General features: G+C 42.8%; 24 protein-coding genes. 16 read left to right on the top strand and 8 right to left on the bottom strand.

Annotated features, from left to right (window positions below):
• Window positions 1–225: 225 nt before the first annotated feature.
• Window positions 226–1326, bottom strand: coding sequence for a DUF922 domain-containing protein (locus tag BMX50_RS29805; RefSeq protein ID WP_143065296.1), 1101 nt, complete (start codon window positions 1324–1326; stop codon window positions 226–228).
• A 75-nt stretch (window positions 1327–1401) separates the two neighbouring features.
• Complete coding sequence (locus BMX50_RS35085; RefSeq protein WP_262494054.1) at window positions 1402–1524, bottom strand: hypothetical protein; 123 nt, start codon at window positions 1522–1524, stop codon at window positions 1402–1404.
• A gap of 72 nt (window positions 1525–1596) precedes the next feature.
• Here BMX50_RS35085 and BMX50_RS29800 point away from each other — a divergent pair, with 72 nt between their 5' ends.
• The 10 genes from BMX50_RS29800 to BMX50_RS29755 all read left to right on the top strand — a co-directional run bounded on the left by BMX50_RS29800 (window position 1597) and on the right by BMX50_RS29755 (window position 14452).
• A complete protein-coding gene (locus BMX50_RS29800; protein ID WP_091219865.1) occupies window positions 1597–4689 on the top strand; it encodes a tetratricopeptide repeat protein in 3093 nt (1030 codons plus the stop codon).
• Between the two features lie 29 nt (window positions 4690–4718).
• A complete protein-coding gene (locus BMX50_RS29795) occupies window positions 4719–6593 on the top strand; it encodes a TonB-dependent receptor domain-containing protein (RefSeq protein WP_091219832.1) in 1875 nt (624 codons plus the stop codon).
• A 39-nt stretch (window positions 6594–6632) separates the two neighbouring features.
• Window positions 6633–7706, top strand: a complete 1074-nt coding sequence (locus BMX50_RS29790; protein WP_091219828.1) for an HU domain-containing protein — start codon at window positions 6633–6635, stop codon at window positions 7704–7706.
• Window positions 7703–8416 carry a MotA/TolQ/ExbB proton channel family protein gene (locus tag BMX50_RS29785; RefSeq protein ID WP_091219824.1) on the top strand — a complete coding sequence of 238 codons (714 nt, stop codon included), beginning with the start codon at window positions 7703–7705 and terminating at the stop codon, window positions 8414–8416. Before BMX50_RS29790 ends, BMX50_RS29785 begins: the two co-directional genes overlap by 4 nt.
• A complete protein-coding gene (locus BMX50_RS29780) occupies window positions 8413–8814 on the top strand; it encodes an ExbD/TolR family protein (RefSeq protein ID WP_091219820.1) in 402 nt (133 codons plus the stop codon). Before BMX50_RS29785 ends, BMX50_RS29780 begins: the two co-directional genes overlap by 4 nt.
• 249 nt (window positions 8815–9063) lie before the next feature.
• Complete coding sequence (locus BMX50_RS29775) at window positions 9064–9882, top strand: energy transducer TonB family protein (RefSeq protein WP_091219815.1); 819 nt, start codon at window positions 9064–9066, stop codon at window positions 9880–9882.
• A gap of 231 nt (window positions 9883–10113) precedes the next feature.
• Window positions 10114–11424: a bifunctional folylpolyglutamate synthase/dihydrofolate synthase gene (locus BMX50_RS29770; RefSeq protein WP_091219811.1), complete on the top strand. Its 1311-nt coding sequence runs from the start codon at window positions 10114–10116 to the stop codon at window positions 11422–11424.
• A gap of 206 nt (window positions 11425–11630) precedes the next feature.
• Window positions 11631–12623 carry an L-glyceraldehyde 3-phosphate reductase gene (gene mgrA / locus BMX50_RS29765; RefSeq protein WP_091219806.1) on the top strand — a complete coding sequence of 331 codons (993 nt, stop codon included), beginning with the start codon at window positions 11631–11633 and terminating at the stop codon, window positions 12621–12623.
• A 311-nt stretch (window positions 12624–12934) separates the two neighbouring features.
• On the top strand, window positions 12935–13915 hold the full coding sequence (locus BMX50_RS29760) for a Gfo/Idh/MocA family protein (protein ID WP_091219804.1): 981 nt from the start codon (window positions 12935–12937) through the stop codon (window positions 13913–13915).
• Window positions 13916–13939: 24 nt separating this feature from the next.
• The gene (locus tag BMX50_RS29755) at window positions 13940–14452 is read left to right on the top strand and encodes a hypothetical protein (RefSeq protein ID WP_091219799.1); all 513 of its coding nucleotides are present in this window, start codon (window positions 13940–13942) and stop codon (window positions 14450–14452) included.
• A 68-nt stretch (window positions 14453–14520) separates the two neighbouring features.
• Here the strand turns inward: BMX50_RS29755 and BMX50_RS34670 are convergent, their stop codons facing one another.
• Window positions 14521–14697: a DUF6496 domain-containing protein gene (locus BMX50_RS34670; RefSeq protein ID WP_162996252.1), complete on the bottom strand. Its 177-nt coding sequence runs from the start codon at window positions 14695–14697 to the stop codon at window positions 14521–14523.
• A gap of 278 nt (window positions 14698–14975) precedes the next feature.
• Here BMX50_RS34670 and BMX50_RS29745 point away from each other — a divergent pair, with 278 nt between their 5' ends.
• The 4 genes from BMX50_RS29745 (at window position 14976) to BMX50_RS29730 (ending at window position 19275) form a co-directional block, all read left to right on the top strand.
• The gene (locus BMX50_RS29745; protein WP_091219791.1) at window positions 14976–16070 is read left to right on the top strand and encodes an AI-2E family transporter; all 1095 of its coding nucleotides are present in this window, start codon (window positions 14976–14978) and stop codon (window positions 16068–16070) included.
• A gap of 350 nt (window positions 16071–16420) precedes the next feature.
• Window positions 16421–17383 carry an MBL fold metallo-hydrolase gene (locus BMX50_RS29740; RefSeq protein ID WP_091219787.1) on the top strand — a complete coding sequence of 321 codons (963 nt, stop codon included), beginning with the start codon at window positions 16421–16423 and terminating at the stop codon, window positions 17381–17383.
• An 18-nt stretch (window positions 17384–17401) separates the two neighbouring features.
• Window positions 17402–18286: an alpha/beta hydrolase gene (locus BMX50_RS29735; protein WP_208864831.1), complete on the top strand. Its 885-nt coding sequence runs from the start codon at window positions 17402–17404 to the stop codon at window positions 18284–18286.
• Window positions 18287–18387: 101 nt separating this feature from the next.
• Entirely contained in the window at window positions 18388–19275 is an 888-nt protein-coding gene (locus BMX50_RS29730; protein WP_091219775.1) for an alpha/beta hydrolase, read from the top strand.
• Between the two features lie 126 nt (window positions 19276–19401).
• On the opposite strand, the gene BMX50_RS29725 is transcribed toward BMX50_RS29730, so the two are convergent.
• Window positions 19402–19971 (bottom strand): tetratricopeptide repeat protein, encoded by a 570-nt coding sequence (locus tag BMX50_RS29725; RefSeq protein WP_091219772.1) that lies wholly within the window; start codon window positions 19969–19971, stop codon window positions 19402–19404.
• Between the two features lie 71 nt (window positions 19972–20042).
• Window positions 20043–20579, bottom strand: a complete 537-nt coding sequence (locus BMX50_RS29720; protein ID WP_091219769.1) for a GNAT family N-acetyltransferase — start codon at window positions 20577–20579, stop codon at window positions 20043–20045.
• Between the two features lie 211 nt (window positions 20580–20790).
• Here BMX50_RS29720 and BMX50_RS29715 point away from each other — a divergent pair, with 211 nt between their 5' ends.
• Entirely contained in the window at window positions 20791–21861 is a 1071-nt protein-coding gene (locus BMX50_RS29715) for an NADH:flavin oxidoreductase/NADH oxidase (protein WP_091219862.1), read from the top strand.
• Window positions 21862–21962: 101 nt separating this feature from the next.
• The gene (locus BMX50_RS29710; RefSeq protein WP_091219764.1) at window positions 21963–22382 is read left to right on the top strand and encodes an OsmC family peroxiredoxin; all 420 of its coding nucleotides are present in this window, start codon (window positions 21963–21965) and stop codon (window positions 22380–22382) included.
• Window positions 22383–22442: 60 nt separating this feature from the next.
• Here BMX50_RS29710 and BMX50_RS29705 read toward each other — a convergent pair whose 3' ends face one another.
• The 3 genes from BMX50_RS29705 to BMX50_RS29695 all read right to left on the bottom strand — a co-directional run bounded on the left by BMX50_RS29705 (window position 22443) and on the right by BMX50_RS29695 (window position 26237).
• Window positions 22443–24137, bottom strand: coding sequence for a tetratricopeptide repeat protein (locus BMX50_RS29705; protein WP_091219759.1), 1695 nt, complete (start codon window positions 24135–24137; stop codon window positions 22443–22445).
• 261 nt (window positions 24138–24398) lie between these two features.
• Window positions 24399–24761 carry a hypothetical protein gene (locus BMX50_RS29700; protein WP_091219757.1) on the bottom strand — a complete coding sequence of 121 codons (363 nt, stop codon included), beginning with the start codon at window positions 24759–24761 and terminating at the stop codon, window positions 24399–24401.
• 240 nt (window positions 24762–25001) lie between these two features.
• A complete protein-coding gene (locus BMX50_RS29695) occupies window positions 25002–26237 on the bottom strand; it encodes a cytochrome c3 family protein (RefSeq protein WP_143065295.1) in 1236 nt (411 codons plus the stop codon).
• Window positions 26238–26294: the final 57 nt, after the last annotated feature.

Raw genomic sequence — 26294 nt, 5'->3', positions numbered from 1 at the left:
GCCAAGAGTGAAAAAGCTCAAACGAAGGTCTGGCAAATACAAAACCTTAACCAATTACAAAAGAGCTATATAGTTCCTTAACTTAATGACATTGGCCGGTATCCGCTCCCATCCCTAACGCAACCCAGCACACTATCTCTAAAACATATTTTACGCGTCATCACAATTTTTTCCAGGGCTTCCCTGGTGGTTACTCGCAATGACGGGTGAAGAAGCCGCTAACCTCTAATCACCCCTCAAAAGCCCATCTATTTTCGTATTCCATTCCTGCTGGTAATATTGGTTCGTGCCGTGATTGGTTTCATTATCGTATTGCTCCTGCAGTTGGTTCATTTCGCGGTACGAATCGAGGTATTGTACATTAATATAGCCATCATAATTGTCAACCGGGAGTTTCATGGCCATAAGCGCCTGCTTAAAATGCCGGGCTACTATCGCTACAATATCAAAATGCCTTTGTTCATGGTTTAGCGCAAACGTTGTTCGACCCTCCGGTTTTACCCAGGCGGCACTTTTGGGCAAAAATACCTTCATGCTTATCCTTACAGCAACAATAGCTTTGATCACCTCTACCTGTTCAGTGTAACCAAAACCGGGCATCACCTCGGCAACATATTTCCCGCCGCGGGCTTTATCCTGAAAATCATTCCAGGTTAATGGTCGCTTTGCCGAGTAGTAAATGGTGTCGCCTTCGGGTTGTTCCGAATAATCGGTAAAGATCAGTTTCACACCTTTAGCCAGTTTGATATTGGTATCGGCTTCCCGGTTAACCCATTTATTGAAAAACTCAAAACCGGCGCCAAGCGCCCTGCTTATTAACACACCGGTATCATATTGCTGTTCCGTACTGCGGTAATATGTTGTGGCGGCCGGGTAATCAACCAAATGAACATTGCCCTCATCTTTTTTCAATTCAAACCATAATTGGATCTCCAATCGGCCTTCTATCCTGCCATCTGGCATTGCCATTTCATTAAGTTTCAATTTTTTTATACGGACAACAACCGGGCGCAGCGTTTTATTAACAGCGATAGCATAATCGGTAAACTGCTTAACTGCTGTTGCCGCCCCTCCCTGTAAATCCACCTTATATTTCATTACGGCTGCGTTCCCCGGCACAGGCAGCAACCAGGCAACGGCATTGCGTTCAGCTCGTTCATCAATAACATTTGCAATATAAAATTCGTTCGGTTTTTCATTTAACTGCCTGTTTGTTAAAACAATTTCGGCATTTGTTTTTTGTGCTTTTGAATTTAACGGATAAAACACCAACATGTACAACATCACCGGCAACCATAATCCCGCACTGTTAAAAACCCTATTCATAATTGGTAAAATAAACGACGGGGCACATAACCCCAGGGGTATTATAATGCTCAAAATACAAATAAATTGCACTGTTTAATCAGTAATTATTACTTTTGGCCACCCACCGCCAATGCTCCGGCAATACTCAACAATTTTAAAGTTTTCCACACGGATATTATCTTTAGTATTACCTTCGTTAAAAGAAGTGTTATCCACAATTGTTAATTTCTAATGTGAAAAGCCTCTTTTTGGTTTAGCTATTTTCGCACTATCGTTAGTATGCGCTTTATGATCAAAACAAGATACATCACCCTGCTCATTCCCGTATTTTTAGTTTCAACCGCACGAGCCCAGCAAAACCCTTCCACTCAAATCTACCGCACCTATCATGCGGCTTTGGACTTGATGGACAAAGGGAAATTTTCTTCGGCTGCCGAACAGTTCCGTTTGGTTGAAGCTTTCAAAATTAAAACCAGTACCCAGCCGCAGTTTGAAACCGAGCTTTCGCTCACTAAAGAAAACTGCCAGTATTACGAAGCCTATTGCGCCCTTAATTTAGGGAACGATGATGCTGAAAGCATGTTTCTTCGTTTTATAAAAGAACATCCGGAAAACCCACTCACCAAACAGGCTTTTTTCCAGATAGGTAAATCATATTTTAAACAAGGTAAATATGAAGATGCCATCCGCTGGTTTAATAAAGTTGAAGCAGGCGAGCTTAACGGCCATGACAATACCGAATATAAATTCCGTAAAGGTTATGCCTACTTTGAGTTAAAGGATTATAAAAACGCCCAGCTGCTTTTTGGCGAAGTAAAAAATAAACGCACTGAGTTTACCGAAGATGCTACTTACTATTTTGCCTACATCGCTTACTTAAACAAGGACTATCACCTTGCCCTGGTAAACTTTGAAAAGCTTAAAAACTCTAAAAAATACGAAAACAGCTATCCTTATTACATCTCGGCTGTTTACTTTTTAGATAAGCGTTATGATGATGTAATTAACTATGCTGTACCTATTGTAAACCGCACCCATCAGCAAAACGAAACCGAAATGCTGCGCATCATAGCTGCGTCATACTTTGCCAAAGCCGATTATGATAACGCGGTTAAGTACTATGGCCGTTTTGAAGACCGCGACCAGGGCCGTACCCAAAACACGCAGGACAGCTACCAGATGGGTTATACCTATTATAAAGTGGGCAACTACGCCAAAGCCGCCAGCGAACTGGAAAAATTGGTTGAACAGCATGACGTTTACAGCCAAAGCGGTAACTATACTTTGGGCGACGTTTTCCTGAAGATGAACAATAAACAGAGTGCCCGTAACGCTTTCCTTAATGCATCAAAATTAGATTACGATAAGCAGTTACAGGAAGACGCCCTTTATGAGTACGCCAAACTATCATACGAGCTTGACTTTAACCTGCAGGCTTTAGGCGCCACAAGATTATACCTGGCTACCTACCCACGTTCAAAACGTATTGATGAAGTTAAGGTATTATTAGGCGAAGAGCTGTTGAACTCGCGCAGCTATAAAGAAGCTGTTGAAATCCTGGAACCAATCCCTAATAAAAGCCAGAGTGCACGTTTAGCTTATCAAAAAGTCACTTACTATCGCGGTTTGGAATTTTACAATGAGCGCGCTTTTGAGAATGCCATTGGTATTTTCCTGCGTTCGTTAAAAGATCCGGTTGATAGTAAAACTGAAGCTTTAACCACTTACTGGATGGCCGAAGCCATGTTTGAGGTGCGTAAATACGGCGAATCTGTAGAGAATTTCGAAAAATTCCTGAGCATGCCTGAGGCTAAGGAAACCGATGTAGCCAATTATGCCAACTACGCTTTAGCTTATGCAGCCTTTGGCGACGAGCAGTATAAAAAAGCAGCCACTTACTTTGAGAAGTTTTTACAGGGCGATGTAAAAGACGCCAATACCCAAAACGATGCCATCACCCGCCTGGCCGATAGCTATTTTGTGATGAAAAGCTATGGCAATGCGATGACCTATTACAATCGTATCATAGCCATGCACAACCAGGGCGAAGATTATGCCTTGTTTCAGCGTGGTATGATCCAGGGTTTACAGGGATCGTTAGACACCAAGATCAGCACTTTGAATGATGTGCTGAACAAGTTCCCTAACTCTGATTATGCCGATGACGCATCATTTGAGATAGCATATACCTACTTCCTGAAAACAGACGGAGAAAAGGCTAAAACCGATTTGCAGGCTATGATCCAGAAATATCCGAACAGCAGCTACGTACCACGTGCGTTGGTTACCATCGGTTTAATTGATTATAACGCCGGCAACGATGACCTTGCTATTGAATCATTCAAAAAGGTAGTACAGGATTACTCCTCAACAGATGAGGCCAAACAATCTTTGAAACAGATCGAAAAGATATATACTGATAAAGGCGATGCCCAAACATTTATCAACTATGCAGGTACCACCCCTATCGGTAATTATACCACCTCCGATCAGGAAAGTATCATGATCACCGCGGCTAACAACCTTTACCTTAAAGGAGATTGGCAAGGTACTGTAAGCGCTGTAAACGCTTATTTTGATAAATTCCCGGGTAAACAGATCTATGAAAAACAGGCCCGCTTTATTCGTGCACAAGGTTTAGCAGCCTTAGGCCGTACAGATGAGGCCGTAGTTGATTATAACGTGATCCTGAACGACTGGACAAGTGCCTACAGTGAAAAAGCACTGATCAGTATGGCCAAACTGTACATGCAGCAAAAGAAATATAACGAAGCTGTAGTGTTCCTGAAACGTTTGGAAACTAATGCCGAATACAAGGCCGATTACACCTTCGCTATTACCAACCTGATGTACTGCTACTCGGAAATGTTAATGACCGACGATGCTATCAAGTACGCAGAGCTGGTTAAAACCAACGATAAAACATCGCAGGAGGATAAATTCAAAACCGGTCTTTACGAAGGTAAAGCTTACCTGGCAACCGGCGACACCGCTATTGCTATTAAGCAATTTACCTACACTGCAACTAACACTAAAACCGTTGCAGCTGCCGAAGCCCGTTACAACCTTGCCTTTATTGAGTACGAAAAAGGCCGCTACAAAACTGCACAAAAAATGTGTTTTGATTTGGCTAAAGAAATGCCAAACTATGATTACTGGGTTGCCAAAACTTATATTTTGTTATCAGACACCTACGTGGGTTTAAAAGACAGCTTCCAGGCTAAGGCAACCCTGCAAAGTATCATTGATAACTATAAAGCCGATGACGACATATTACCTACTGCTAAAGAAAAGCTGGATAAACTGAGCGGCCGCAAAACCAAAGCTCCTGCTGCAAGTACTAAAGAGACTGCCCAGCCAGATACAACTAACAAACAGTAACAAAGAGTAATATAAAAAAAAGACAAGCAATGAACTCAAGATACACATATACGCTGCTTACCTTAATAATAGCATTATACTTTGTTCCTGCCCAGGCACAAACAAAGAAACCCGCGAAGAAAGCAACTGTAAAAACTGCAACTAAAAAACCGGCTGCCAAGCCAGCGCCTAAAAAAGCCGCACCTAAACCGGTAACCAAAAAAGCTGCTGACAGCAAAAGTTTAGGTGATGCGGCTGCAAAAACTGTGGCAGATACCACTAAAAAAGGTGGCGGCAATAACCCTAATGCATCTGCCAACGGTGGTAGTTTATCGGAAGAGATTGTGGTAACTACAGCCTACAAACCGGTACTGGCCGATGCTGTAAAGATTCGCCGCAATCCTGACCTGGAAGATAAAGTGTCATTTAAAGCGCCACTAACCTACGCACCGCTTGATAAACGCCAGGAGCAAAACTCCGAGATCAGGCAGCTTGACCCCATGAAAAGACCTGCCGAGCAGGATTCTGTTTTAACCAACAACTATGCTAAAGTTGGTTTTGGTAACCTGAAAACCATTTATGGCGAAGGCTATTTTGCCAATGGTCGTGATGAAGCATTACAATTTGGCGGCTTCATCAAACACCTGTCACAGTCAGGTTCGCTGCAAAAGCAAACCCAAAGCCGCGACGATGTTGGCGTTTTTGGCAAAAGTATCATTGGTGATAACAATATATCAGGCCGCATCAACTATAACCGTTTAGGAACTTACTTTTATGGTTATAACGGAGACGCGCCAGACAACTCTTTTGTACCAACCAAACAACACTTTAACACCATAAGCGGCGAGGTGGAATTAGCTAAAAACTATAAAGATGTTGAAAACGATTTTACCTATGCAGTAAAATTAAAAGGCTACGCTTTTAGCAACGCTTACCATGCACGTGAAAACAATGTGGTTATCTCGGGTTTTTTAAACCAGACCGTTAAACAATTTTATGCAGGTTTAAGCGCTTCGTTAGATCTGGCCACTCAGAAAGATAGCCTTTACAGCCTTGGCAATAACATCGCGAGGATTAACCCTTACATCAAATTTCAGGGTACTAATTATAAGATAGATGCAGGGGTTAACATTGTTAAAGAGTTTGGCGATTTTGGGAAGTTTTACATTTTCCCGGCAGCAAAACTTGAGGTACAGGTAGTGCCTAAATATGTACGTTTGTTTGTGGAAGCCAAAGGCGATGTAAACCGCTCATCACTGCACGATTTTGCGATGATCAACCCATTCCTTGGTCAAAACCTCAATATTAAAAACTCCGTTGACCAGTTGGATATTGCCGCCGGTTTAAAAGGCACCCTTGCTCCCGGTTTAAGCTTCAAAGCTTCGGTATACCGTAACAGCATTAAAAATATGCCTTTGATGGTGAGTAACTTCAATGCAGAAGGCAACAAATTCACCGTTATTTATGATGATGGCAAAGCGCGCGTAAATGGCTTTAATGGCGAGTTGGATTTCAAGGCAACAGACAACTTTAACATTTTTGGCCGTGTTGAAATAAAAGATTACCAGATGGCCTCAGAAAAAGAACCATGGAACCTGCCTAAGTTTTTATTAACTGCGGGTACTTCAATACATATCGACAGTAAATTGACTGTTACCGGTTCATTACTTATCCGCGGTGCAACTAACGACAGGTTAATGTTATTGGTGCCATCAACCTCAGCAAGCACTACTCCGGTTTACAACCAGGTTAAGCAGCCAATTAATGGCTTTGGCGATTTGAGTGGCAGCGTGGAATACAAGATCAATAGGAAGTTTTCGGTATTTGCGCAGGCTAATAATATTTTAAGCAGCTCGTACCAAAACTGGTTGTACTACCCTAACTATGGATTTAATATATTTGGTGGCGTAGGATACGCGTTTTAAGCCTGTTTGATGTTTTAAAATTAACTGTATTTTTACCGGATGGATATAGCCAATTATTTAAGCGAACTACTTGGCCGGTACACTGAAGTAAGTGTACCCGGTTTAGGCTGCTTTTCGCGCCTGCGCGTAAATGGCTATTATGATGATGCACAGGCCACATTTTATCCGCCCGCACATAAGTTACATTTTGATTTACAGCAAAAGAACGACGAGATCTTAACACAGTATATTGCCGAAAAGAAAAAGATCTCGCTGGCATCATCCAAATATTTCACCGAAAAATACATCAACAGCCTAAAGCAGGAACTGGCACTGCATGAAGTGTCTTTTGCCCAGTTAGGCTGGTTTTATATGCAGGAAGGCAAAATTGCTTTCAGGGCACAGGAGCAATCACAAGGGGCTGATCCTTTGTTTTTTGGCCTTACACCGGTTACACTTAACAAGGTGAACTATGTACCGCCACCTCCGCCGCCGCCGCCTTTGCCAACGGCTATACCTTTACAGCAAACTTATACGCCTCCGCCAATTACCACAATTCCGGTTAACGGCGAGCAGGAGTATGTTGCCGACGAACCGGAATCAAAACGTGGTGTAAACATCTGGATTATTATTGCACTGGTAATAGTTGCACTTGCGGCTGCAGTATTTGGTGTTTATAAATATAACCCTGCATTATTACATCTAAATGATAGCGATACAACAGAGCAGCCAAAGGTTGAACAACAACCAAAGGCCACCCCTATTGTAAAACCCGACAGCGTCAAAAAAGACTCTGTGCCGGTTACGGCAGATACCACTAAGGCAATTTCGCAACCGGTTGCTGCGTTAAATAAATCAACGGCTAAGGCCGACACCGTTGTAAAAACCGAATACGCCATTTTCTTAGGTTCGTTTAAAACTGAAACCAAAAGCGAAGAGGCTGTTAACGATTATAAAAGAAAAGGCATTGATGCCCGCATACTGAAAGGCCCTGGAACCGGTCCGCGTATCAAAATCATTATCGGTGGGTTTGCTTCATCAGATGAAGCTGAAACCATGAGAAAAAAACTTATATCACAAGGAAAAATAACTAAAGATACATACTCAAAACAAATTACTGATTCTACGAAATGACTTTATTATTAATACAGCAACTTACCGATACCGCCAAACACCTGGCAGACACCGCAAATCACGCAGTAACAACAGCCGCCGCACCAGCAGAAGAGCTTCGCTTTGGCGACCTGCTTATTAAAGGTGGTTGGGTAATGATCCCGATAGGTATTTTAGCTGTACTGGGGCTGGTAATATTTTTTGAGCGTTACTTTACTATCCGCAAAGCATCGCGCGATGAATCAAACCTGATGGTACAGGTACGTTCAAGTATCCACTCGGGCAACCTTGAATCGGCTATTGCTATTTGCCGTAATAACAACACGCCGCTTGGCCGTATGTTGCAGAAAGGTTTATTGCGCATTGGTCGCCCTATAAAAGATATTGAAGGTGCTATCGAAAACGTTGGTAAGCTGGAAGTATCCAAACTGGAAAAAAACATCGGTATATTAGGCATCGTAGCAGGTATCGCCCCGATGTTTGGATTCCTTGGTACTATTGCCGGTGTAATCAAGATCTTTTATGACATCTCAAAAACTGATAACATCAGCATGGGTGTAATTTCGGGCGGTTTATACGTAAAGATGGTTACTTCAGCCGCGGGCTTGTTTGTAGGTATCGTAGCTTATGTATGCTACCACGTTTTAAATATGATGGTTGATAAGGTGATCCTGAAACTGGAAACCGATGCCATTGAATTTATTGACCTGTTAGAGGAGCCGAGCAAATGAATTTAAGAAAACGACACAGGGGCGCATCGGCAGAGGTACATACATCGGCAATGAATGATATCATGTTCTTTTTGCTGCTGTTTTTTCTTATAGCCTCAACAGTTACCAATCCTAACGTTATTAAGCTGGTGCTGCCAAAATCATCAACAGGGCAGTCGGTATCTAAGAAAACTATTACGGTATCAGTAACTAAAGACCTTAAGTACTACGTAGATAAAAAGGAGATTCCGGTAGATGCCCTGCAAACCACACTGGCAGGCTATAAAAACCTGGCTACAGAACTTACCATCGTTTTGTATGTTGATAAAACTGTAGCTATACAGGATGTAGTACAGGTAATGGACGTAGCACAAAAATTAAATATTAAACTGGTTTTAGCAACAGAACCTAAGGGATAACAGTGGCAGTTGCAGTTTAACGTTTGCAGTAGCTTATTGCAGTAATATACTGTAACTGCTTAAACAAACTGCCACTTTTTTAAAGTAGCAGTTACAGATAAAAGTAGCAGTTGCAGTTTGGAGTAGCAGTTGCAAAGGATATCATAGCCATTGACGTAAACTGCCACTCGCTATTGCCACTGCTACTAATTGAAAACTGCCACTGCAACTAAAAACCGCAACTAATTAAAAATTGCACTAATTTTGAAAATGGAGTACAGGGAAGAAAATAACTATCCGAAGGCATTTATAGCAACAGGCATTATTATGGCTGTGCTGATAGCGGCATGTTATTTTATTGTGTTTAAAAACCCGCCGGTTGAAGAAAACGGTACCGGCGGCATCCTTGTTAACTACGGTACAGTTGATGAAGGCATGGGCGATGATTACATGAGCACCGAAGAGCCCTCTGTAGCCGAGAAAGCCAATCATACCAAGCCCGATAAGGTTACTGAAAGCAAACCTACCGAAGAAAAGCCTACGCCCGAAAGCAGCGAAAAAACGGTAGTTACACAAAATAATGAAGATGCGCCTGAAGTGGCTGCACCTACCAAAAAGCCAAGTCAGAACGTAGCCCCCAATCCGCCGGTAAAAACACCTCCGGCTAAGCCAAGTGTAAATCAAAATGCTTTATACAAAGGCAAAGCCTCTACCGGTACCGGCGAAGGCGATGGAACAGGTAAAACTCCTGGAAATCAGGGCAAAACCACAGGTACTACACTTACCAATAACTACAACGGAACAGGCTCAGGAAACGGTGGCAGCCTGAATATGGCACAGCGTAACTTTGTAAGCCGTCCGTCGGTAACTGATGCTAACCGCCAAAGCGGCAAAATCGTGGTTGATATCAGGGTTGATAAAGATGGCAATGTAACTTATGCCCGTGCAGGTGCCCGCGGAACTACTATATCCGACGATGCATTACTTCAAAAATGCGAGGATGCTGTGCGCAACTCTAAGTTAAACCCACTTGATAACGCGCCTGACCAGCAGCAAGGTACCGTTGTGTTTGTATTTAAGGTAAATTAAATTCAGCTTGCAGTTCTGAGTTTACAGTTAGCTGTTATGAAAAAATCAAAACGGCGTTTTTGCAGCAACAGCTCAAGTAATTGTGCTATGCTTAATTGATTTTTGCCAATTGCATACAAATAATGCAAATTTTAAACCGCAACTGCAAAGTGAATTTGCAGTTAGCATTTCCAAATTAATAGCTTTGCAATAACAACTGCCTGCTGCAAACTGGCGACCGCAAACTGCAAAATGAATTACGAACAAACCATCCAATATCTCTACACCCAGCTCCCCATGTTTACGCGTGACGGGGCTTCGGCATTTAAAAAAGACCTTACCAATACACTTGAGCTTTGCAGGCGGCTGGACAATCCTCAGCATAAATTTAAAAGTGTTCATGTAGGAGGCACCAATGGCAAAGGTTCAACATCGCACATGCTGGCGGCCATTTTGCAAACTGCCGGCTACAAAACAGGGCTCTATACTTCACCCCATCTCAAAGATTTTCGCGAGCGCATCCGTGTTAACGGGCAAATGATCAGCGAGCAAACGGTTATTGATTTTGTTGAAGATCATAAAGCTGATTTTGAAGAAATTGCTCCCTCCTTTTTTGAAATGACCGTGGCACTTGCTTTTGATGTTTTTGCAAAAGAGAAAGTGGATATAGCCATAATTGAGGTAGGTTTAGGCGGCAGATTGGATTCAACTAATGTGATCACCCCACTCGTATCGGTAATTACTAATATTGGCTGGGACCACATGAATATGCTGGGTAATACTTTGCCACTTATAGCAGGCGAGAAAGCAGGAATTATAAAACCGGGCATTCCGGTTGTTATTGGAGAACGGCAAGAGGAAGTAGCCGGCGTTTTTATTGATAAAGCTGCGCAGCTCAATAGTAAAATTCGGTTTGCATCGGAAGAGTGGATTACAGAAAAGGTGAAAGGTGAAAGGCGAAAGGCGAAAGGTAATACCGAATTATTGGAAATTCAAATCCAAAGTATGGATTCAGGACTTAAAACTTACGACTTAGCACTTGATCTTCCGGGAACCTATCAGCTTAAAAATATAAAAACGGTTTTATCTGCCGTTGACGAGCTGCGTGAACAAGGGTTTGATATTGCTGATGATCATATTCAAACGGCCTTAGCCCAGGTCAAAACGCTCACAGGCTTGCATGGCCGCTGGGAAACGTTGAGTCAAAATCCGCTCACTATTTGCGATACCGGGCATAACCCTGATGGCATTGAGGAAGTAATGAAAAACATTGCTGCTGTTAAATACAATCACCTGCACATGGTTATCGGGATGGTAAACGATAAGGACACGGGGAAAGTACTTCCAATGTTTCCGAAAGAGGCCACATATTACTTTTGCAAACCCGATATTCCCCGCGGCCTGGATGCTGAAACCATGAAAACCCAGGCCCAGGCCCATGGATTAACAGGCGAAGCCTACCCTTCCGTAAAAGAAGCATTGCTATCAGCTCAAAAAAATGCGGGTAATAGTGATCTGGTGTTTGTTGGCGGAAGCACTTTTGTGGTAGCAGAGGTTGTCTGATTTTTTAAACGTCATTGCGAGGCACAAAGCAATCCCAAACTCTACAGAGACACTTGCATAGCCGCTCTGCCAATCGGGGATTGCTTCGTGCCTCGCAATAACGTGGTGGAAATAAAAATTATAAATCCCCTAATTAAACTGTCAAAAATACCATTCTTAATCTGCTCAAAGTCCTATTTTTACTCGTCCAATCTTTACCTTAAAATATGACATATATCGCATCTGCCAACAGGTATCAAACTATGCAATACCGTCGCTGTGGCAACAGTGGCATCAAACTTCCGGCAATTTCACTGGGCCTTTGGCACAATTTCGGTCACGTTGATGTGGCTGATAACTATCGCAAAATATTACATCTCGCTTTTGACAGCGGGATCACCCATTTTGATTTAGCCAATAACTACGGCCCTCCCCCAGGCTCGGCCGAAGAAAACTTTGGCAAAATCCTGAAAGAAGATTTCCGCGACTACCGCGATGAACTCATCATATCAAGCAAAGCCGGCTATACCATGTGGCCTGGCCCGTATGGCGACTGGGGCTCAAAGAAATACCTGGTAGCCAGTCTTGATCAAAGCCTTAAACGTATGGGGCTCGATTATGTAGATATCTTTTACCATCATCGTCCGGACCCGAATACGCCGCTTGAAGAAACCATGGCTGCGTTAGACCTGATCGTTCGCCAGGGAAAAGCCCTCTATGTTGGTATTTCCAACTATCCTGCCGAACTGGCTTCAAAAGCCATCAGGATATTGAAAGAGCTCGGCACACCATGCCTTATTCATCAGCCCAAATACTCGATGTTTGAGCGCTGGGTTGAAGGTGGTTTACTGAATGTTTTAGGAAATGAAGGTGTTGGCTGTATCCCCTTTTCCCCCTTAGCGCAGGGTTTACTTACTGATAAATATTTGCATGGCATCCCCGAAGATTCAAGGGCCGCAAGGCCAACCGGCTTCCTGCAAAAAAGCCACATTACCGACGAACGCCTGAGCCAGATCAGAGATTTGAACAGCCTGGCTGTACAACGCGGGCAATCACTGGCTCAAATGGCACTGGCCTGGATTCTGAAAGACGAACGTGTAACATCGGTATTGATAGGCGCCAGCAGACCAGAACAATTATCGGATTCTTTAAAGGCACTGGATAACCTGCAATTTTCGACAGAAGAGTTAACGAAGATAGAGGAAATTTTGGCCCCATAATCCCTTGGAGGGAATTTCTGCCCCATCAGGGTCTCTCGCAGAGGACCCTGATGCTGATAATTATTTCTGTCCCATCAGGGTCTCTCGCAGAGGACCCTGATGCTGATAATTATCTTATGGTCAACTTAGCTTGAAGATTATTCAATTCTAAACATAAAAATCTGGCGGATACCTCAGGGTCCTCTTCGAGAGACCCTGAGGGGACGTTGATACTTGAGGAGACGTTGATACTTGAGAGGACGTTGATACTTTATAAGTACAAAAAAATAACTATTTTCAAATCCCCATCGGGGGGAATTTAGAAGGCTAATATGAGTACGATAAACTGGGGTATTATAGGTTGCGGCAACGTAACAGAAAAAAAAAGCGGACCTGCATTTAAAAAAGTGGCAGGCAGTAATCTGGTGGCCGTTATGCGCCGCGACGCGGAAAAGGCAGCCGATTATGCGGCGCGACATGGCGTAGGCAAATGGTACAGCGATGCCGATGAGCTATTGAGCGATCCCGAGCTCAACGCCGTCTATATAGCTACCCCCCCGGCTTCTCATCTCGAGTACGCCGTTACCGCTTTAAAAAAGGGATTTAATGTATACGTTGAAAAACCGGTAACCCGTAATTCGGCCGAAGCAAAGGCTATGGCGGTGGCTGTAAAAGAGGGCAATTCAAAACTTACGGTTGCACATTACCGCAGGGCCCTGCCTATGTTTTTAAAGGTTAAGGAATTGATTGATACGCGGGTGGTAGGCGACATCCGCACAGTGCAGATCAGGATGTGGCAAAGCCGTAAACCCGGTTTGGTTGCCGATGTGGAAACCAACTGGCGCGTGCAGCCCGAGCTATCTGGTGGCGGTTATTTCCATGACCTCGCCCCTCACCAGCTCGATTTGATGTTATACTACTTTGGCGAACCTGAAATGTACCACGGCTTTTCGCTCAACCAATCTGGCGCAACTCCTGCCGATGATCATGTTTGCGGGCAAATCCTGTTCAAAAACAAAGTAGTGGTAAACGGATCATGGTGTTTCAACGTTGCTGAAAGTGAAACTACCGATACCTGCGAAATCATCGGCACAAAAGGAAAAATAACGTTCCCGTTTTTTGGTAATTACATCAGCTGGAAAACTGATACAGAAGAAGAAACCATAACCATTACCCATCCCGAACATATCCAGCAACCGTTTATAACTAAAATAGTGGCTTACTTTAAGGGCGAAGGCCCCAATCCCTGCCCTATCGATGACGCCGTGACGCTGATGGATATCATCGACTCCTTTACATTAAAAAATAGCTAATTACCTTTACCTTACCCAATCACAATGAAGAAAATTATTATCCTGCTTTTAGCCGTTGTCGCTTTTAGCTTCAAAACAAAAGCCCAAACTTTCCATGTACCTGAAAACTACACCCTGAAAGAAAAAGCCGACTATGGCAAATACGAGGACGATGTTATAAAAGGTATTGACTGGCTTCAAGATACACCATGGCCGCTTGAAGAACAAAAACGCATGGAGACTAATGTTTTTTTAATGAAATGGATTCAGGGCAGCCCTACAGTTAGCATTGAAATTAACGGCAGCGTAGCCAAAATGACGGAAAAGAATCCGCAGCTGCTAATGACCTTTATGGGCGGTTATACCAAATACGCACTTCAAAACAAAACAGCGTTTGATAAAAACAAGGCCAATCAGGCCGGGGTAAAGGCTGTGATTGATAAATACGTTGTTGAAACAGATCATAAAAACAATAGTCTGCTCAACAAACTTACCAAAATTGATAAGGACGGCAAATTAGCCGATTGGATGACTTCCGATTTTAATAAAACTAAGTAAGTACCTAACACGGGCTCAATGAAAGAAGCTTGCTGTTGTTTCATTGAGCCCGTGCGTTGAGCCTTTTATTAACTTTTCTTTTTAGGCACTTTGGCACCCTCTTTTCTTGCTTCGGAAAGGCCTATTGCAATAGCCTGTTTTTTACTGGTTACCTTTTTACCGCTACCACTCTTAAGCTTGCCTTCTTTCATTTCGTGCATGGTTTTCTCAACCTTTTCTCCGGCTTTTTCTGAATACTTTGCCATAATGTTGATTTTAAAGTAAATGATATTATTACAATGCAAAATATTTGCCAAAACATAAAACGAGTAGCAGCGGCAGGAGCAAGTGGCAGTTTGTTGTCTATACTATTATCATAGTTAAAACTGCTACTTAAAACTGCAACTGCTGCTAAATCCAGGAGTATCAATATTTTAAACGTTTCGCGTTTTCCGCCCGTCAGTTCCCAATTATTTCCTATCTTCAAAACATCTGAAAAGCTTACGTGTTAAGCCATCATAAAATACCCCCAACATTTGCCCGTATGCCAACAAAAAAACTCATCGCACCATTTTACGAACGTCTTGCTTTAGTACTTATTGGTTTTATGGCCCTGGGGTACCTGGTTATTATGGGTAAAGATTTGCTTGATCCGATGATCTTTGGCTTCATCTTCGCTATTCTGTTACTCCCGGTTTGTAACTTTCTGGAAAGTAAGCTCAGGTTGCCCCGCAGTATGGCATCACTGGTTTCTATATTGTTATTGATAGGCGTTATCGGAGGGATCCTGTACCTGGTGGGGTCACAGATCTCAAACATGGCCAACGACTGGCCTATGCTCCAAAAACAGGTAAAACAATCAATACAAGACCTTCAGGAATGGATCCAGCATGCTTTTCATGTTAACGCAGCCAAACAAATGGCCTATGTTGACGATACGGCTAAAAAACTGATGGAATCAGGCACCGATGTATTGGGAACCACTTTCGGGGCAATTTCATCGCTTATGCTGTTCTATGTGTTCATCCTTATCTTTACCTTTTTCATACTACTATACAGGCGCTTGCTCATCCGTTTTATAGTGTGGGTTTTCAGGGATGAAAATGAGCACGTGGTAATGGATATTGTTGAAAATATACAAAGCATTTTAAGGCAATACATATTAGGTCTGTTATTAGAGATGGTGATAGTTGCCGGTGTTGCTATTACAGTTTTTTGGATGATAGGTATAAAATATGCTGCCTTGCTGGGCATCATAGTAGGGCTATTCAATATTATACCTTACATCGGTATTTTCACTGCGTTGCTGTTAAGTACGGTGATAACTTTTGCTACCGGCAGTATCAGCAATACCATTGCCGTGGCCGTGAGTGTCATCGGTATTCACGCGGTTGATGCTAACTTTTTGCTGCCTACCATAGTTGGATCTAAGGTTAGGCTTAATGCACTCATCTCCTTTATTGGCATCATTTTGGGCGAAATGATCTGGGGGCTTTCGGGCATGTTCCTTTCTATTCCGGTTATCGCCATATTCAAGATCATATTTGACCGCATTGAAACGCTTAAGCCATGGGGATATTTGTTAGGTGGCGATTATGAATACAAGAAATCTGCAGCAAAGGCAATGAAAACAGAATAAAATTCCAAAAAGGGGGTAACCAAAATCTGTAAACTTTCGTTTAAATAGCCTAAACTTTTAATTTTACAGCAAACTATTGATACCCCTGACAATGGAAATTGTAAGAGATACCCCACGCGCGGTTTACATGTGCAAAAAATGTAATGAGCCCTTAAAAATCAGGCGTAAACGCGGCCTGTTGTTAAAAGCCACCCTATTTTGGCTTCCGATAAGGAAATTTTTCTGTGAGCGGTGCCTTAAAACACGTTACGTAATGTAAGTGTTCATAAAAACAGGCGGCATTTTACTTTGATTATTTAGGCATATCCTTAATTTAGTAGCGTAGCATATTAAAGCTAAATCTGCCTAAAATGAACCTCAAGCGTAAATTACTGCCGTTTTTATATATTTTCCTGTTTCCTGTAATTGTATTAGCGCAAACTTCAAAGGGCACGGCTTTTAAACTGGTTCCGTTAGGCGTGCTTGGAGGCATTGATGAAAGCAACCTATCGGCTTATATGCTTGCCCCTGCAGGCAGTAACAACTATATCTGCCTTGATGCCGGTACCGTACATTACGGTATTGAAAAGGCTGTGGCTAATAAAACCTTTAATGTGCCTGCAAGCACTGTGCTCAGGCAGTATATCAAAGGCTATTTCATCTCCCACTCGCACCTTGACCATATTGCAGGGCTTATCATTAACTCGCCGGAAGATAGTACCAAAAACATCTACGCACTTAATGATTGTATTGAAACCGTAAAAACCCATTACTTTACCTGGAAAAGCTGGGCCAATTTTGCCGACCAGGGCGAAACACCCGCACTCAAAAAATACCACTATAAAGTATTGGAACCCGGCACAGAAACCGCTATCGAAAACACCGAACTTAAGGTTCAGGCCTTTCCTTTAAGCCATTCCAATTTAACCAGCACTGCTTTTTTGGTAAATAGTAACGACAATTACTTACTTTACCTGGGCGATACCGGTCCTGATGAAATTGAAAAAAGCAACAACCTGCAAAACCTGTGGCAAGCTGTTGCGCAGCTGGTAAAAGGCAAAAAACTGAAGGCTATTTTAATAGAAGTATCCTTCCCCAATGAGCAGCCTGATAAAACCTTGTTCGGTCACCTTACCCCGAAATGGCTGATGACCGAGATGGACAAACTTGCGACGATTACCGGCGCCGATGCCGTCAAAGGTTTAAATATCGTAGTAACACATTTAAAACCACCTGTTACCAGCATCAGCAAAATCAAAACCCAGCTAAAGGCTGCTAACAAATTACAGTTAAACCTGATATACCCGCAACAGGGCAAAGCGCTTAATTTTTAAAACCTAAAAATCTGGACTATGAGAATGATAAAACCGGCTTTTTTAATTCTGCTGCTGATAAGCAGTTTCAGCTTGTTTGCACAGCAAGGCAAGGTGCTTGAAGAACAAAACATAAAAAGCAAGATCTTAAAGCGTAACGTAAACTATGCCGTTTACCTCCCTCCTGATTATGAAAGCGCTAACCGGACTTATCCTGTTGTTTATCTGCTGCACGGCTATACCGACGATCATACCGGCTGGCTGCAATTTGGCGAGGTTAACCGCTACGCTGATAAAGCCATTGCCGATGGTACTATCCCGCCGATGATCATTGTAATGCCCAATGCCGATTCGAGCTGGTACATCAACTCATACGATGGCAAGGAGAAATACGAAGACTTTTTTTTCAAAGAATTTATGCCGCATATCGAAAAGGTATTACGCATTAAGGCCGAAAAAAAGTATCGCGGTATAGCAGGTCTTTCGATGGGTGGTTATGGAACGCTGATCTATACGCTTAAACACCCTGATCTGTTTGCGGCGGGAGCTGCCTTAAGTGCTGCAGTTTTCCCGGATGATCAGCTTATCAGTACCCCTGATGATACTTATGATAAAATATTCGCGCAGCTTTATGGCCGCGGTTTAAAAGGTAAAGACAGGGTTAACAATGCCTGGCAAAACAATTCGGTTTTAAACCTGGTGCAAACCAAAACCACGGATGACTTGAAAGCCGTAAGATACTGGATAGATTGCGGCGACGATGATTTCCTGAGCAAAGGCAACTGCCTGCTACATATAGCACTTACCGAAAAAAGCGTACCGCATGAATTTCGCGTGCGCGATGGTGCCCATACCTGGACTTACTGGCGCACAGGCATCATTAATGCCCTGTCATTTATTGGGGATAGCTTCCGGCAGAAATAATTTTTGGATGTGCAGATATGCGAATGTGCAGATTTCAGGTGTGCAGATATGCAAATAAACGTCGTATGTGCATTTGATGATTTAATTAAAGAAATAATAATATGAGTACCATAAAAAGGATCCTGCTGCTTTGTTTGTTGGTGATTTCGGTAAACGCATTTGCGCAAACTACCGGTAAGGTGATTGAGGAGCAGTACGTAAAAAGCGATATTTTAAATCATAACGTAAAATACGCAGTTTACCTGCCCGCCGATTATGAAACATCCAACCGTACCTACCCTGTGGTATACCTGTTGCATGGCTACGGTGACGACCATACCGGCTGGCTCCAGTTTGGCGAAGTTAACCGTTATGCCGATAAAGCTATAGCTGATGGTACTATTCCCCCTATGATTATTGTGATGCCTGATGCTGGCAAAAGCTGGTATATCAACGCTTACAATGGAAAACAAAGCTATGAGGATTTCTTTTTCAAAGAGTTTATCCCTGCTATTGAAAGCGAATTCCGCATAAAAAGCACTAAACAATATCGCGGAGTGGCCGGTCTTTCGATGGGCGGCTTCGGCACGCTCGAGTACAGTATTAAACACCCGGATATGTTCTCGGCAGCAGCGGCTTTGAGTGCAGCAGTACGTACCGATGATGATTTTATGGCTGTAACCGATGAACGCTGGAAAGAAGCCTACAGCAAAGTATTCGGACCCGATCTTAAAGGAAAGGAACGCCTTAATGCTACCTGGCAGGCTAACTCAATACTGGGTTTGGTACAAAGTAAATCGGCCGATGAGCTTAGTAAGGTACGCTTTTGGATTGATTGCGGTGATGATGATGCCCTGAGCAAAGGCAACAGCCTGCTGCATATCGCTCTAACCGAAAAGAAAGTGCCCCATGAATTCCGCATCCGCGACGGTGCCCATACCTGGACGTACTGGCGCACCGGTATTACTGATGCATTGGCATTTATTGGGGATAGTTTCAGGCAGAAATAACAAACAACAACTTCATGTCATTGCGAGCGCAGCGTGGCAATCGCATACTATACAGGGCGGCTATGCTTCCGTGCGGTTGCCGCTCTGCGCTCGCAATGACATATTTTATACTAATCATTTTTTATACTAATCACTCAGTATATCCTCACACTTCACTTGCAAAGCTTTCAATCGTTTATCCAGCCCGCTTAACCCGGCGTCATCCCCTATGTTTTTATGAAGTGTTTTGATCAGCGTAAGGGTACTGTCATCAGCATCACAGGCCTGCGCTTTCTCCAGCTGTGGTAATGCCTTCTTCACAGCCTTAATATATTCAACATCTGTTGACGGACTATTTAAAGATTTATCGGCATCAGGGATATTTTTAAGATATAAATACCCTAAAGCTCTATGCGCTACATAATAATCGGGTTCGGCAGCAACAACTCGCTCATATAAGGGTATTGCATTTACACTTTGATTATCATCTTCATAAAGCTTAGCCAATGAATTGAAAAAATTGATCTTTACTTTTGCAGATAGCTTAGCTGTATCCTGCATAATCTGCCGGGATAAATCCATCGCCTTATCCTGTTCACCCTGTAAGCGCGCCAAATTAAAATCGAGGTATTTATTATAAGTATCTTCGGCCGTTTGGGCGTATGCCGATGTTACAGTTATCAATAAAATTACGGATACCAGTATTTTCCTGAACATGATTGCGGGCTTGGTTTTAGCTATAACGCCGAAACGGACGGTTTAATATTAAACCTGGATCTATCCCGAAGTTATAAAACCTTGAACATCTTAACCAAAGGCAATATCACACCATCGGGCATAGGCTGATCAATGTTTTCCATTGCTTTGTAACCCATAGCCTCATAAAGCGGCACGCCTGGTAACGTTGCACCTAATTGCAGGCTTTTAAAACCGTTATCCTGCGCAGCAGTTTCACAAACCTTCATAATATAACTTCCTATACCCCGGCGGGCATACTCGGGATGAACAAAAAAAGCCCTGATCCTGGCGGCATCATGGTTAGGGTCGAGTAATGGATCTTCAGTTTCTTTATGCTGATCGCCGCCGTAAAGGGTGTTGCGTTTGCTCCAGCCTCCGCAGCCAACGGTAATGCCATCTATTTCGGCCACGTAATAGGTACCATCCGTAACCAGTTGTGTATCCACACCAAAAATGTACTTAATGGCACTTTCAATTTGCTGCTGATCATAATAATTGGTACTCAAACCGCGAACAGAAAGCGCTATCAGTTCCTGCAATTCGGGGATATCATTAAAAGTTGCTAAGCGTGTTGTTATAGTAGACATGGTGGTAAAAGTAATATTTTACCGCATCCCGCAAAATTTGGCACTTAAGAATGACTTTATTCTGAAAATTCAGCTATGCGGTAAATGCCGATTTCAGACATTTTTCGGCCGCCAAACTCACCGTAATATCATTTTATTATCGTTCCTGTTATTTTACAAAAACAGTACTTGCACACTGCTTGTTTTGAGCATATTTGTAAAAACAAACAACATGTCTACACTATTTTCTCCCCTTAAAATAAAAAACATCGAACTAAAAAACCGCATCGTAGTATCGCCTATGTGCGAATATTCAAGCCAGGATGGTTTTGCTAACGACTGGCACCTGGTACACCTGGGCAGCTTTGCTACCGGAGGTGCAGGCCTGATCATTACTGAAGCTACGGCTGTATCACCCGAAGGCCGCATTACCTTTGCCGATTTGGGTATATACAAAGACGAGCATATTGAAAAATTAAAACAGATCACCGATTTTATAAAGGCACAAGGCGCTGTTCCGGGTACACAACTGGCACATGCTGGTCGTAAAGCAAGTCACCAGGAACCATGGAACGGAGGTAAACAGATCCCTTCCGATCAACCTAACGGTTGGAAAAGCGTTTCGGCCAGTGCTATTGCTTTTGTTGAAAATGAAGAGCCACCCATAGCTTTGGATAAAGCGGGAATTGAAAAAGTGAAAGCAGATTTTAAAGCTGCTACAGTAAGGGCCGTTGCTGCAGGGTTTCAGGTGATAGAACTGCACGGTGCCCACGGCTACCTGATCAACCAATTCTTATCTCCGTTCAGCAATCAGCGTACAGATGAGTATGGCGGTAGCTTTGAAAACCGCATCCGCCTGCTGCTGGAGATCATTGAAGACATCAAACAGGTATGGCCCGAAGAAAACCTGCTGTTTGTGCGTATTTCAGCAACAGAATGGGTAGAAGGTGGCTGGACTGCCGATGATTCGGTAGCATTGGCTAAAATTTTAAAAGATAAAGGTGTCGACCTAATTGACTGCTCAACAGGTGGTAACATACCAAATGTTAAAATCCCGTTAATACCAGGTTATCAAGTTGAATTTGCCGAAAAAGTTAAAAAAGAAAGCGGTATACTTACAGGTACGGTAGGCTTGATCACCAAAGCCGACCAGGCTAACGAAATTATAAAAAACGAACGCGCTGATCTGGTGTTTTTTGCAAGGGAAATGCTCCGCGATCCGCACTTTGCACTGCGTGCTGCACATGAACTTGGCGAAGAAATAAAATGGCCGGTACAGTACGAGCGCGCTAAATGGCACTAAGATGTAGGTAATAGTTTAATTGGCTATGAACCATGAACTATTAACTATAAGCCAACCAATGAACCATAAACTATGAACTAAATACACAAAAACAACACACTATGAAACGTACAGCAAACGCCCATTGGAATGGTACATTACAGGCAGGTCAGGGAGAAATCACTACCCAAAGCACTGTATTAAACAAAACTCAGTATTCATTTAAAACCCGCTTTGCCGATGGCATTGGCACCAACCCGGAAGAATTATTAGCTGCTGCCCACGCAGGCTGTTTTACTATGGCTGTTGGTGCTGCTTTAACCCAGGCAGGTTTCACACCTAATGATTTAACCACCGATGCAATTCTTGACCTGGATATGCAGGCATTGGAAGTTACAGGCATTCACCTGGAGCTTAAAGGATCAGCAATTGATGGTGTATCAGAAGAGCAGTTTAAACAAATTGCTGAAGGTGCTAAAGCTAATTGCATCATTTCAAAAGCACTGAGTGTGCCAATTACATTAAGCGTTACTTACGCTTAAGCGTATTTTATAGTAAAAAAAGAGGCTGTATCATAAATCATGATCAGCCTCTTTTTTTATTCAGCTGTGCCTTTTTAAAATATTGTTTACATTTTTTAGCTCTACCCTATCCGAACTGTCACGGTTCGTAAAACTCAGTAATTGCCGGTAATATGATTCGGCAATTTTTACATTACCCGTTCTTTGGGCGGCAATAATAGCACCATACGTGCCATCAAAGCGATTGGGGTGAACCTTCAAATCTGCCTGATAGGCGCGAAGCGCGTCAAGCGGTTTGTTCATCTGTAATAACATATCGCCCAACAGTTCCCTTGCAGGAATTACTTCACAAGGGGTAACCGGGTGTTTTTCGGTTTGGTCTTCCATGTTTGCTGCTGTGTTCATGAGTTTTAAGGCCTCCTCATTCCGCCCCGTTTTCAACTGCAGCCATGCTTCAGCTGCTTTTATCTGTATCTGCACCTGGTTTGCCTTATACATATCCTTTTGATTGATCAGCGTATCATGAATAGTATTTAGTTTTACCAGTTCGGCTTTTGCCGAGTCGAGGCTACCTGTGTGCACAGCGCCCATTAAACGCGTAAAATGTATAATGGCGGCCTGCCATGGAAAATTCTTCCATGGGAAATTCACAGGGTATATTTTCAGTTTTGCTGCCTCAGCCCACAACTTATTTTCTAATAAGTAACGCGAAGGAATGGCTGCAAAAGCATAGGCTACTTTAAAATTAACCGGATGTACTTCATTAATCGTTTTAAGATAATCGCATTGTTCCTTTGCAAGCTTATTTTCTCCTTTTTGCAGATATGCGTACACCAGGTAATCGAGGCCATGCAGTTCTTCGTCCCAATGACCTTTGATGCCGGCAGCCGGCGCATAACATTTAGCCGACGAAACGGAAGCAAGGTTTGATTTGATAGCTTCGTCCCAGAGGCCTAATCTGGTGAAAATATGTGATGGCATATGAAGGGCATGTGCCGAGGATGGTGCTATATCAGCATATCTCCGGGCCATTGGCAGCGCCTGCGCGGCTAATCCCGGGTAATCATACGTGTGAATTATATAATGTGCAATTCCGGGATGATCGGGTTCGCCAGGATATAGCGAGTATAAAATGGCCCCCGCTTTCTTTTGTTTTTTAAAAGTTTTATCAGCCGGATCTGCAGCCGCGTCAAGCGCGAGGGCATAAAATATAGCGGCTTCTTTGTCATCAGGATAATCGGCATATACTTTCGCCATCCCGTTCTCAAAGTTGATGCTCCGGGTATGGTGGTCAATTTTATCCCAGTCTTTATAAAAAGAAAGGATGGCATCAATATACTCGGCTTCCCTGTCTGATTTTGGTCGTATGGACCGGGCTATTTCCGCGGCTTTTGCCCCTTTTTTGAGTTCGGACTCCGAAGGCGGGGTCCATAGCGGGTGATAATTACACATGGCTACTCCCCAATAAGCCATAGCACAGCCGGGAGATTTCTCAATGATTTTTGCAAAAACCTTTTCCGCTTCGTCATATTCAAATGAGTGCAGCAGTGCTACGGCAAGATTGAAATCCTCCTTTATTTTTCCTTTATTGGATATTTCAAATTCAACTGTGCCAAAATGCTTCGCAGGGCTGCCACACAACACAATTTCTCCCTTTTTCAGGCCAATTTCATCGATTACCTCTTTTGAGGGTTCAACTTTTTTTTGCCGGCATGAAGCAAGCGCGATAAATGAAATAAAGAAAAGTTCCTGTATAAAAAGCAATGTTTTCTTCATAATTGAAAATATTGACAAGTGATATAACAAGCCCCTCGAAAATCAACACCATAATCAAAATAAAAACTCAATTACAGCATATAATACTGATTATAAAGCTAATGTAAATTATTTCAAGATTTTACGCTTACGGCCATTTTAAAACACAACCGGTTCGATGGACTACGTCATCATAAAACCCTTTTAAAACAACAAAGCCACCGGGAGCGAAACCGGCGGCTTTTGAGCACATTATTAAATTAGGGGTTAAATAAGCGATATTTATAGTATGAATACCAGCAACATGGTAATATGTACCAGCACGCTGAATGCGAATAATCCAAGTAAGCTACGGATACCTAAACCACCCATGCCGGCTATGATGTTGCTAAAAAATAACACCAGTGTAACAGCCAGTATAGCTATTGGAGCATTATAATAATAAAGCAGAAAAGCAGGTATAGGTAAAAAAAGAACACCTTGTGAAACAAGAGAAAACATGAACCAAATGGTTTTGTTAGGGGCCTGGCTATCGGCAAAGGCCATTAATTTATTCCAGATATTGTTATTTACTTTAGTATTGGTAGTATTAACAGAGGTGTTTGCAGCGGTCCATTCAGGAGCATTTATTTTTAAAGTTGCCATGATTGTTATCTTTTAATGATACAAAGATGGCTGGTACAGCTCACCTGTACCATGATCATAGCGCGTAAAAAAAGTGATCGTGGTCACTTCTCAAAACCACGGCGTTGGGAAGATAAAAAAACATGTCATTGCGAGGAGGAACGACGAAGCAATCGCACGTAAGCATAGCCACTCTGTATAGCATGCGATTGCTTCGTATCTCGCAATGACATAAATTTTGTTTACTTGGAAAGCAAAAAGTTACTTCCCGGCTACTCTTAAAAACGCCAAAATCTTTTTAGTTTCATTTGGATAGATAGCAATGCGATGCGTGCGCACCAGGTATGGCGACGACTTTTTATTCGCGGTATCATTTACAGCGATGGTGTTTGACGGCTTAAGCGGCATATGACAATCAATACAGTTGTTTTGCATCACTGCGCTCAGCTTGGGCGCAACCTTGCACAGGTTATGATTAGCTTCGGTATGGCAACTCATACATTTTTTTGAATACAGAGCAAGATTGCCACCATTATTTACATGCGTGTTATGGCAAGTACTGCAATCCATGTTGCTCATCAAATAACACTTGCTGGCAGTCAGCAATCCATTTTGGTTGCCATGCACGTCAAGCGAAGCTGCATTGGTTTGAATATTCAAATAGTCCGGTTCCTTGAAGCGGGCGAGCGTATCCCCCATTTTAAACTTAAACGTTGATTCCTGGAAAGCCTGCTGACTACTTGAATGACAAACCCCGCAAGCATCCATTTTTTGCGCACGAGTAAGCGATGCAAAACGGATGATGTATTTAGGCTGCTTTTCCTCCGGATAAGCCTCATGGTAATTTATATGGTTGGCAGCAGGGCCGTGGCAGCGTTCGCAATCAATACCATAAATGATGGATGCAGGCTCAAACTCAATCTTGCGGTTCTGCATATCTACATTTTGTTGCGATGCCTGCCTGATGAACGATGCATGACATTCAAAACATCTTTGCAGAATAGGTCGGTTAAAATCTGGTTTCCCCCCTTCATATCCCGGGCTATTTGCCCAACCATGCACTGTGTTAAAATAAGATACCGGCAACTCAAACAGTTGCTTATCCTGCCAGTACATATAGGTTTGGGCTTTGTTTACCCCAAAAGTAATATCCATTTTATGGGCAATGGTTTCTTTGCCCTTAGCGTAACTCACCTGGTAAAGCTCACCATTACGCTTCTCCATTTTTACTACCGTACCATCAGCATATTGCAGGGTATTACCATGAGGATCAAAACTTCCATGAACGATTTCAGGAGATGTTGGTCGTGATGAAAGATAATGCGCTGTATGCAGGTAGCTGTCGTAAACATCCTTATGACATTTTTGACAACTTGCCGACCCAGCGAAGATCTCTGCACGCGGATCCTGTGGCTTATCGTTAAAGCATTGTACCAATAAAAAGCTTAAAGGTATCAGTAACAACAAAGCCAAAAAGAATGTGCGCTGCTTAAGCATAATATTATCTGCTAAAATCAAAGAAGCCAATGTAATGCCCCTCTATATAAAGATAAA

This window comes from Mucilaginibacter gossypiicola (assembly GCF_900110105.1).
Lineage (GTDB): Bacteria > Bacteroidota > Bacteroidia > Sphingobacteriales > Sphingobacteriaceae > Mucilaginibacter > Mucilaginibacter gossypiicola.
The sequence above is the reverse complement of the archived record's forward strand: the minus strand, read 5'-3'. Positions and strand labels throughout refer to the sequence as shown.

Bases quoted from the DNA above. Each gene is read 5' to 3' on its own strand.
- BMX50_RS29805 (WP_143065296.1), bottom strand. From the start codon at position 1,326: ATGAATAGGGTTTTTAACAGTGCGGGATTATGGTTGCCGGTGATGTTG.
- BMX50_RS29800 (WP_091219865.1), top strand. From the start codon at position 1,597: ATGATCAAAACAAGATACATCACCCTGCTCATTCCCGTATTTTTAGTT.
- BMX50_RS29795 (WP_091219832.1), top strand. From the start codon at position 4,719: ATGAACTCAAGATACACATATACGCTGCTTACCTTAATAATAGCATTA.
- BMX50_RS29790 (WP_091219828.1), top strand. From the start codon at position 6,633: ATGGATATAGCCAATTATTTAAGCGAACTACTTGGCCGGTACACTGAA.
- BMX50_RS29785 (WP_091219824.1), top strand. From the start codon at position 7,703: ATGACTTTATTATTAATACAGCAACTTACCGATACCGCCAAACACCTG.
- BMX50_RS29780 (WP_091219820.1), top strand. From the start codon at position 8,413: ATGAATTTAAGAAAACGACACAGGGGCGCATCGGCAGAGGTACATACA.
- BMX50_RS29775 (WP_091219815.1), top strand. From the start codon at position 9,064: ATGGAGTACAGGGAAGAAAATAACTATCCGAAGGCATTTATAGCAACA.
- BMX50_RS29770 (WP_091219811.1), top strand. From the start codon at position 10,114: ATGAATTACGAACAAACCATCCAATATCTCTACACCCAGCTCCCCATG.
- mgrA (WP_091219806.1), top strand. From the start codon at position 11,631: ATGACATATATCGCATCTGCCAACAGGTATCAAACTATGCAATACCGT.
- BMX50_RS29760 (WP_091219804.1), top strand. From the start codon at position 12,935: ATGAGTACGATAAACTGGGGTATTATAGGTTGCGGCAACGTAACAGAA.
- BMX50_RS29755 (WP_091219799.1), top strand. From the start codon at position 13,940: ATGAAGAAAATTATTATCCTGCTTTTAGCCGTTGTCGCTTTTAGCTTC.
- BMX50_RS34670 (WP_162996252.1), bottom strand. From the start codon at position 14,697: ATGGCAAAGTATTCAGAAAAAGCCGGAGAAAAGGTTGAGAAAACCATG.
- BMX50_RS29745 (WP_091219791.1), top strand. From the start codon at position 14,976: ATGCCAACAAAAAAACTCATCGCACCATTTTACGAACGTCTTGCTTTA.
- BMX50_RS29740 (WP_091219787.1), top strand. From the start codon at position 16,421: ATGAACCTCAAGCGTAAATTACTGCCGTTTTTATATATTTTCCTGTTT.
- BMX50_RS29735 (WP_208864831.1), top strand. From the start codon at position 17,402: ATGAGAATGATAAAACCGGCTTTTTTAATTCTGCTGCTGATAAGCAGT.
- BMX50_RS29730 (WP_091219775.1), top strand. From the start codon at position 18,388: ATGAGTACCATAAAAAGGATCCTGCTGCTTTGTTTGTTGGTGATTTCG.
- BMX50_RS29725 (WP_091219772.1), bottom strand. From the start codon at position 19,971: ATGTTCAGGAAAATACTGGTATCCGTAATTTTATTGATAACTGTAACA.
- BMX50_RS29720 (WP_091219769.1), bottom strand. From the start codon at position 20,579: ATGTCTACTATAACAACACGCTTAGCAACTTTTAATGATATCCCCGAA.
- BMX50_RS29715 (WP_091219862.1), top strand. From the start codon at position 20,791: ATGTCTACACTATTTTCTCCCCTTAAAATAAAAAACATCGAACTAAAA.
- BMX50_RS29710 (WP_091219764.1), top strand. From the start codon at position 21,963: ATGAAACGTACAGCAAACGCCCATTGGAATGGTACATTACAGGCAGGT.
- BMX50_RS29705 (WP_091219759.1), bottom strand. From the start codon at position 24,137: ATGAAGAAAACATTGCTTTTTATACAGGAACTTTTCTTTATTTCATTT.
- BMX50_RS29700 (WP_091219757.1), bottom strand. From the start codon at position 24,761: ATGGCAACTTTAAAAATAAATGCTCCTGAATGGACCGCTGCAAACACC.
- BMX50_RS29695 (WP_143065295.1), bottom strand. From the start codon at position 26,237: ATGCTTAAGCAGCGCACATTCTTTTTGGCTTTGTTGTTACTGATACCT.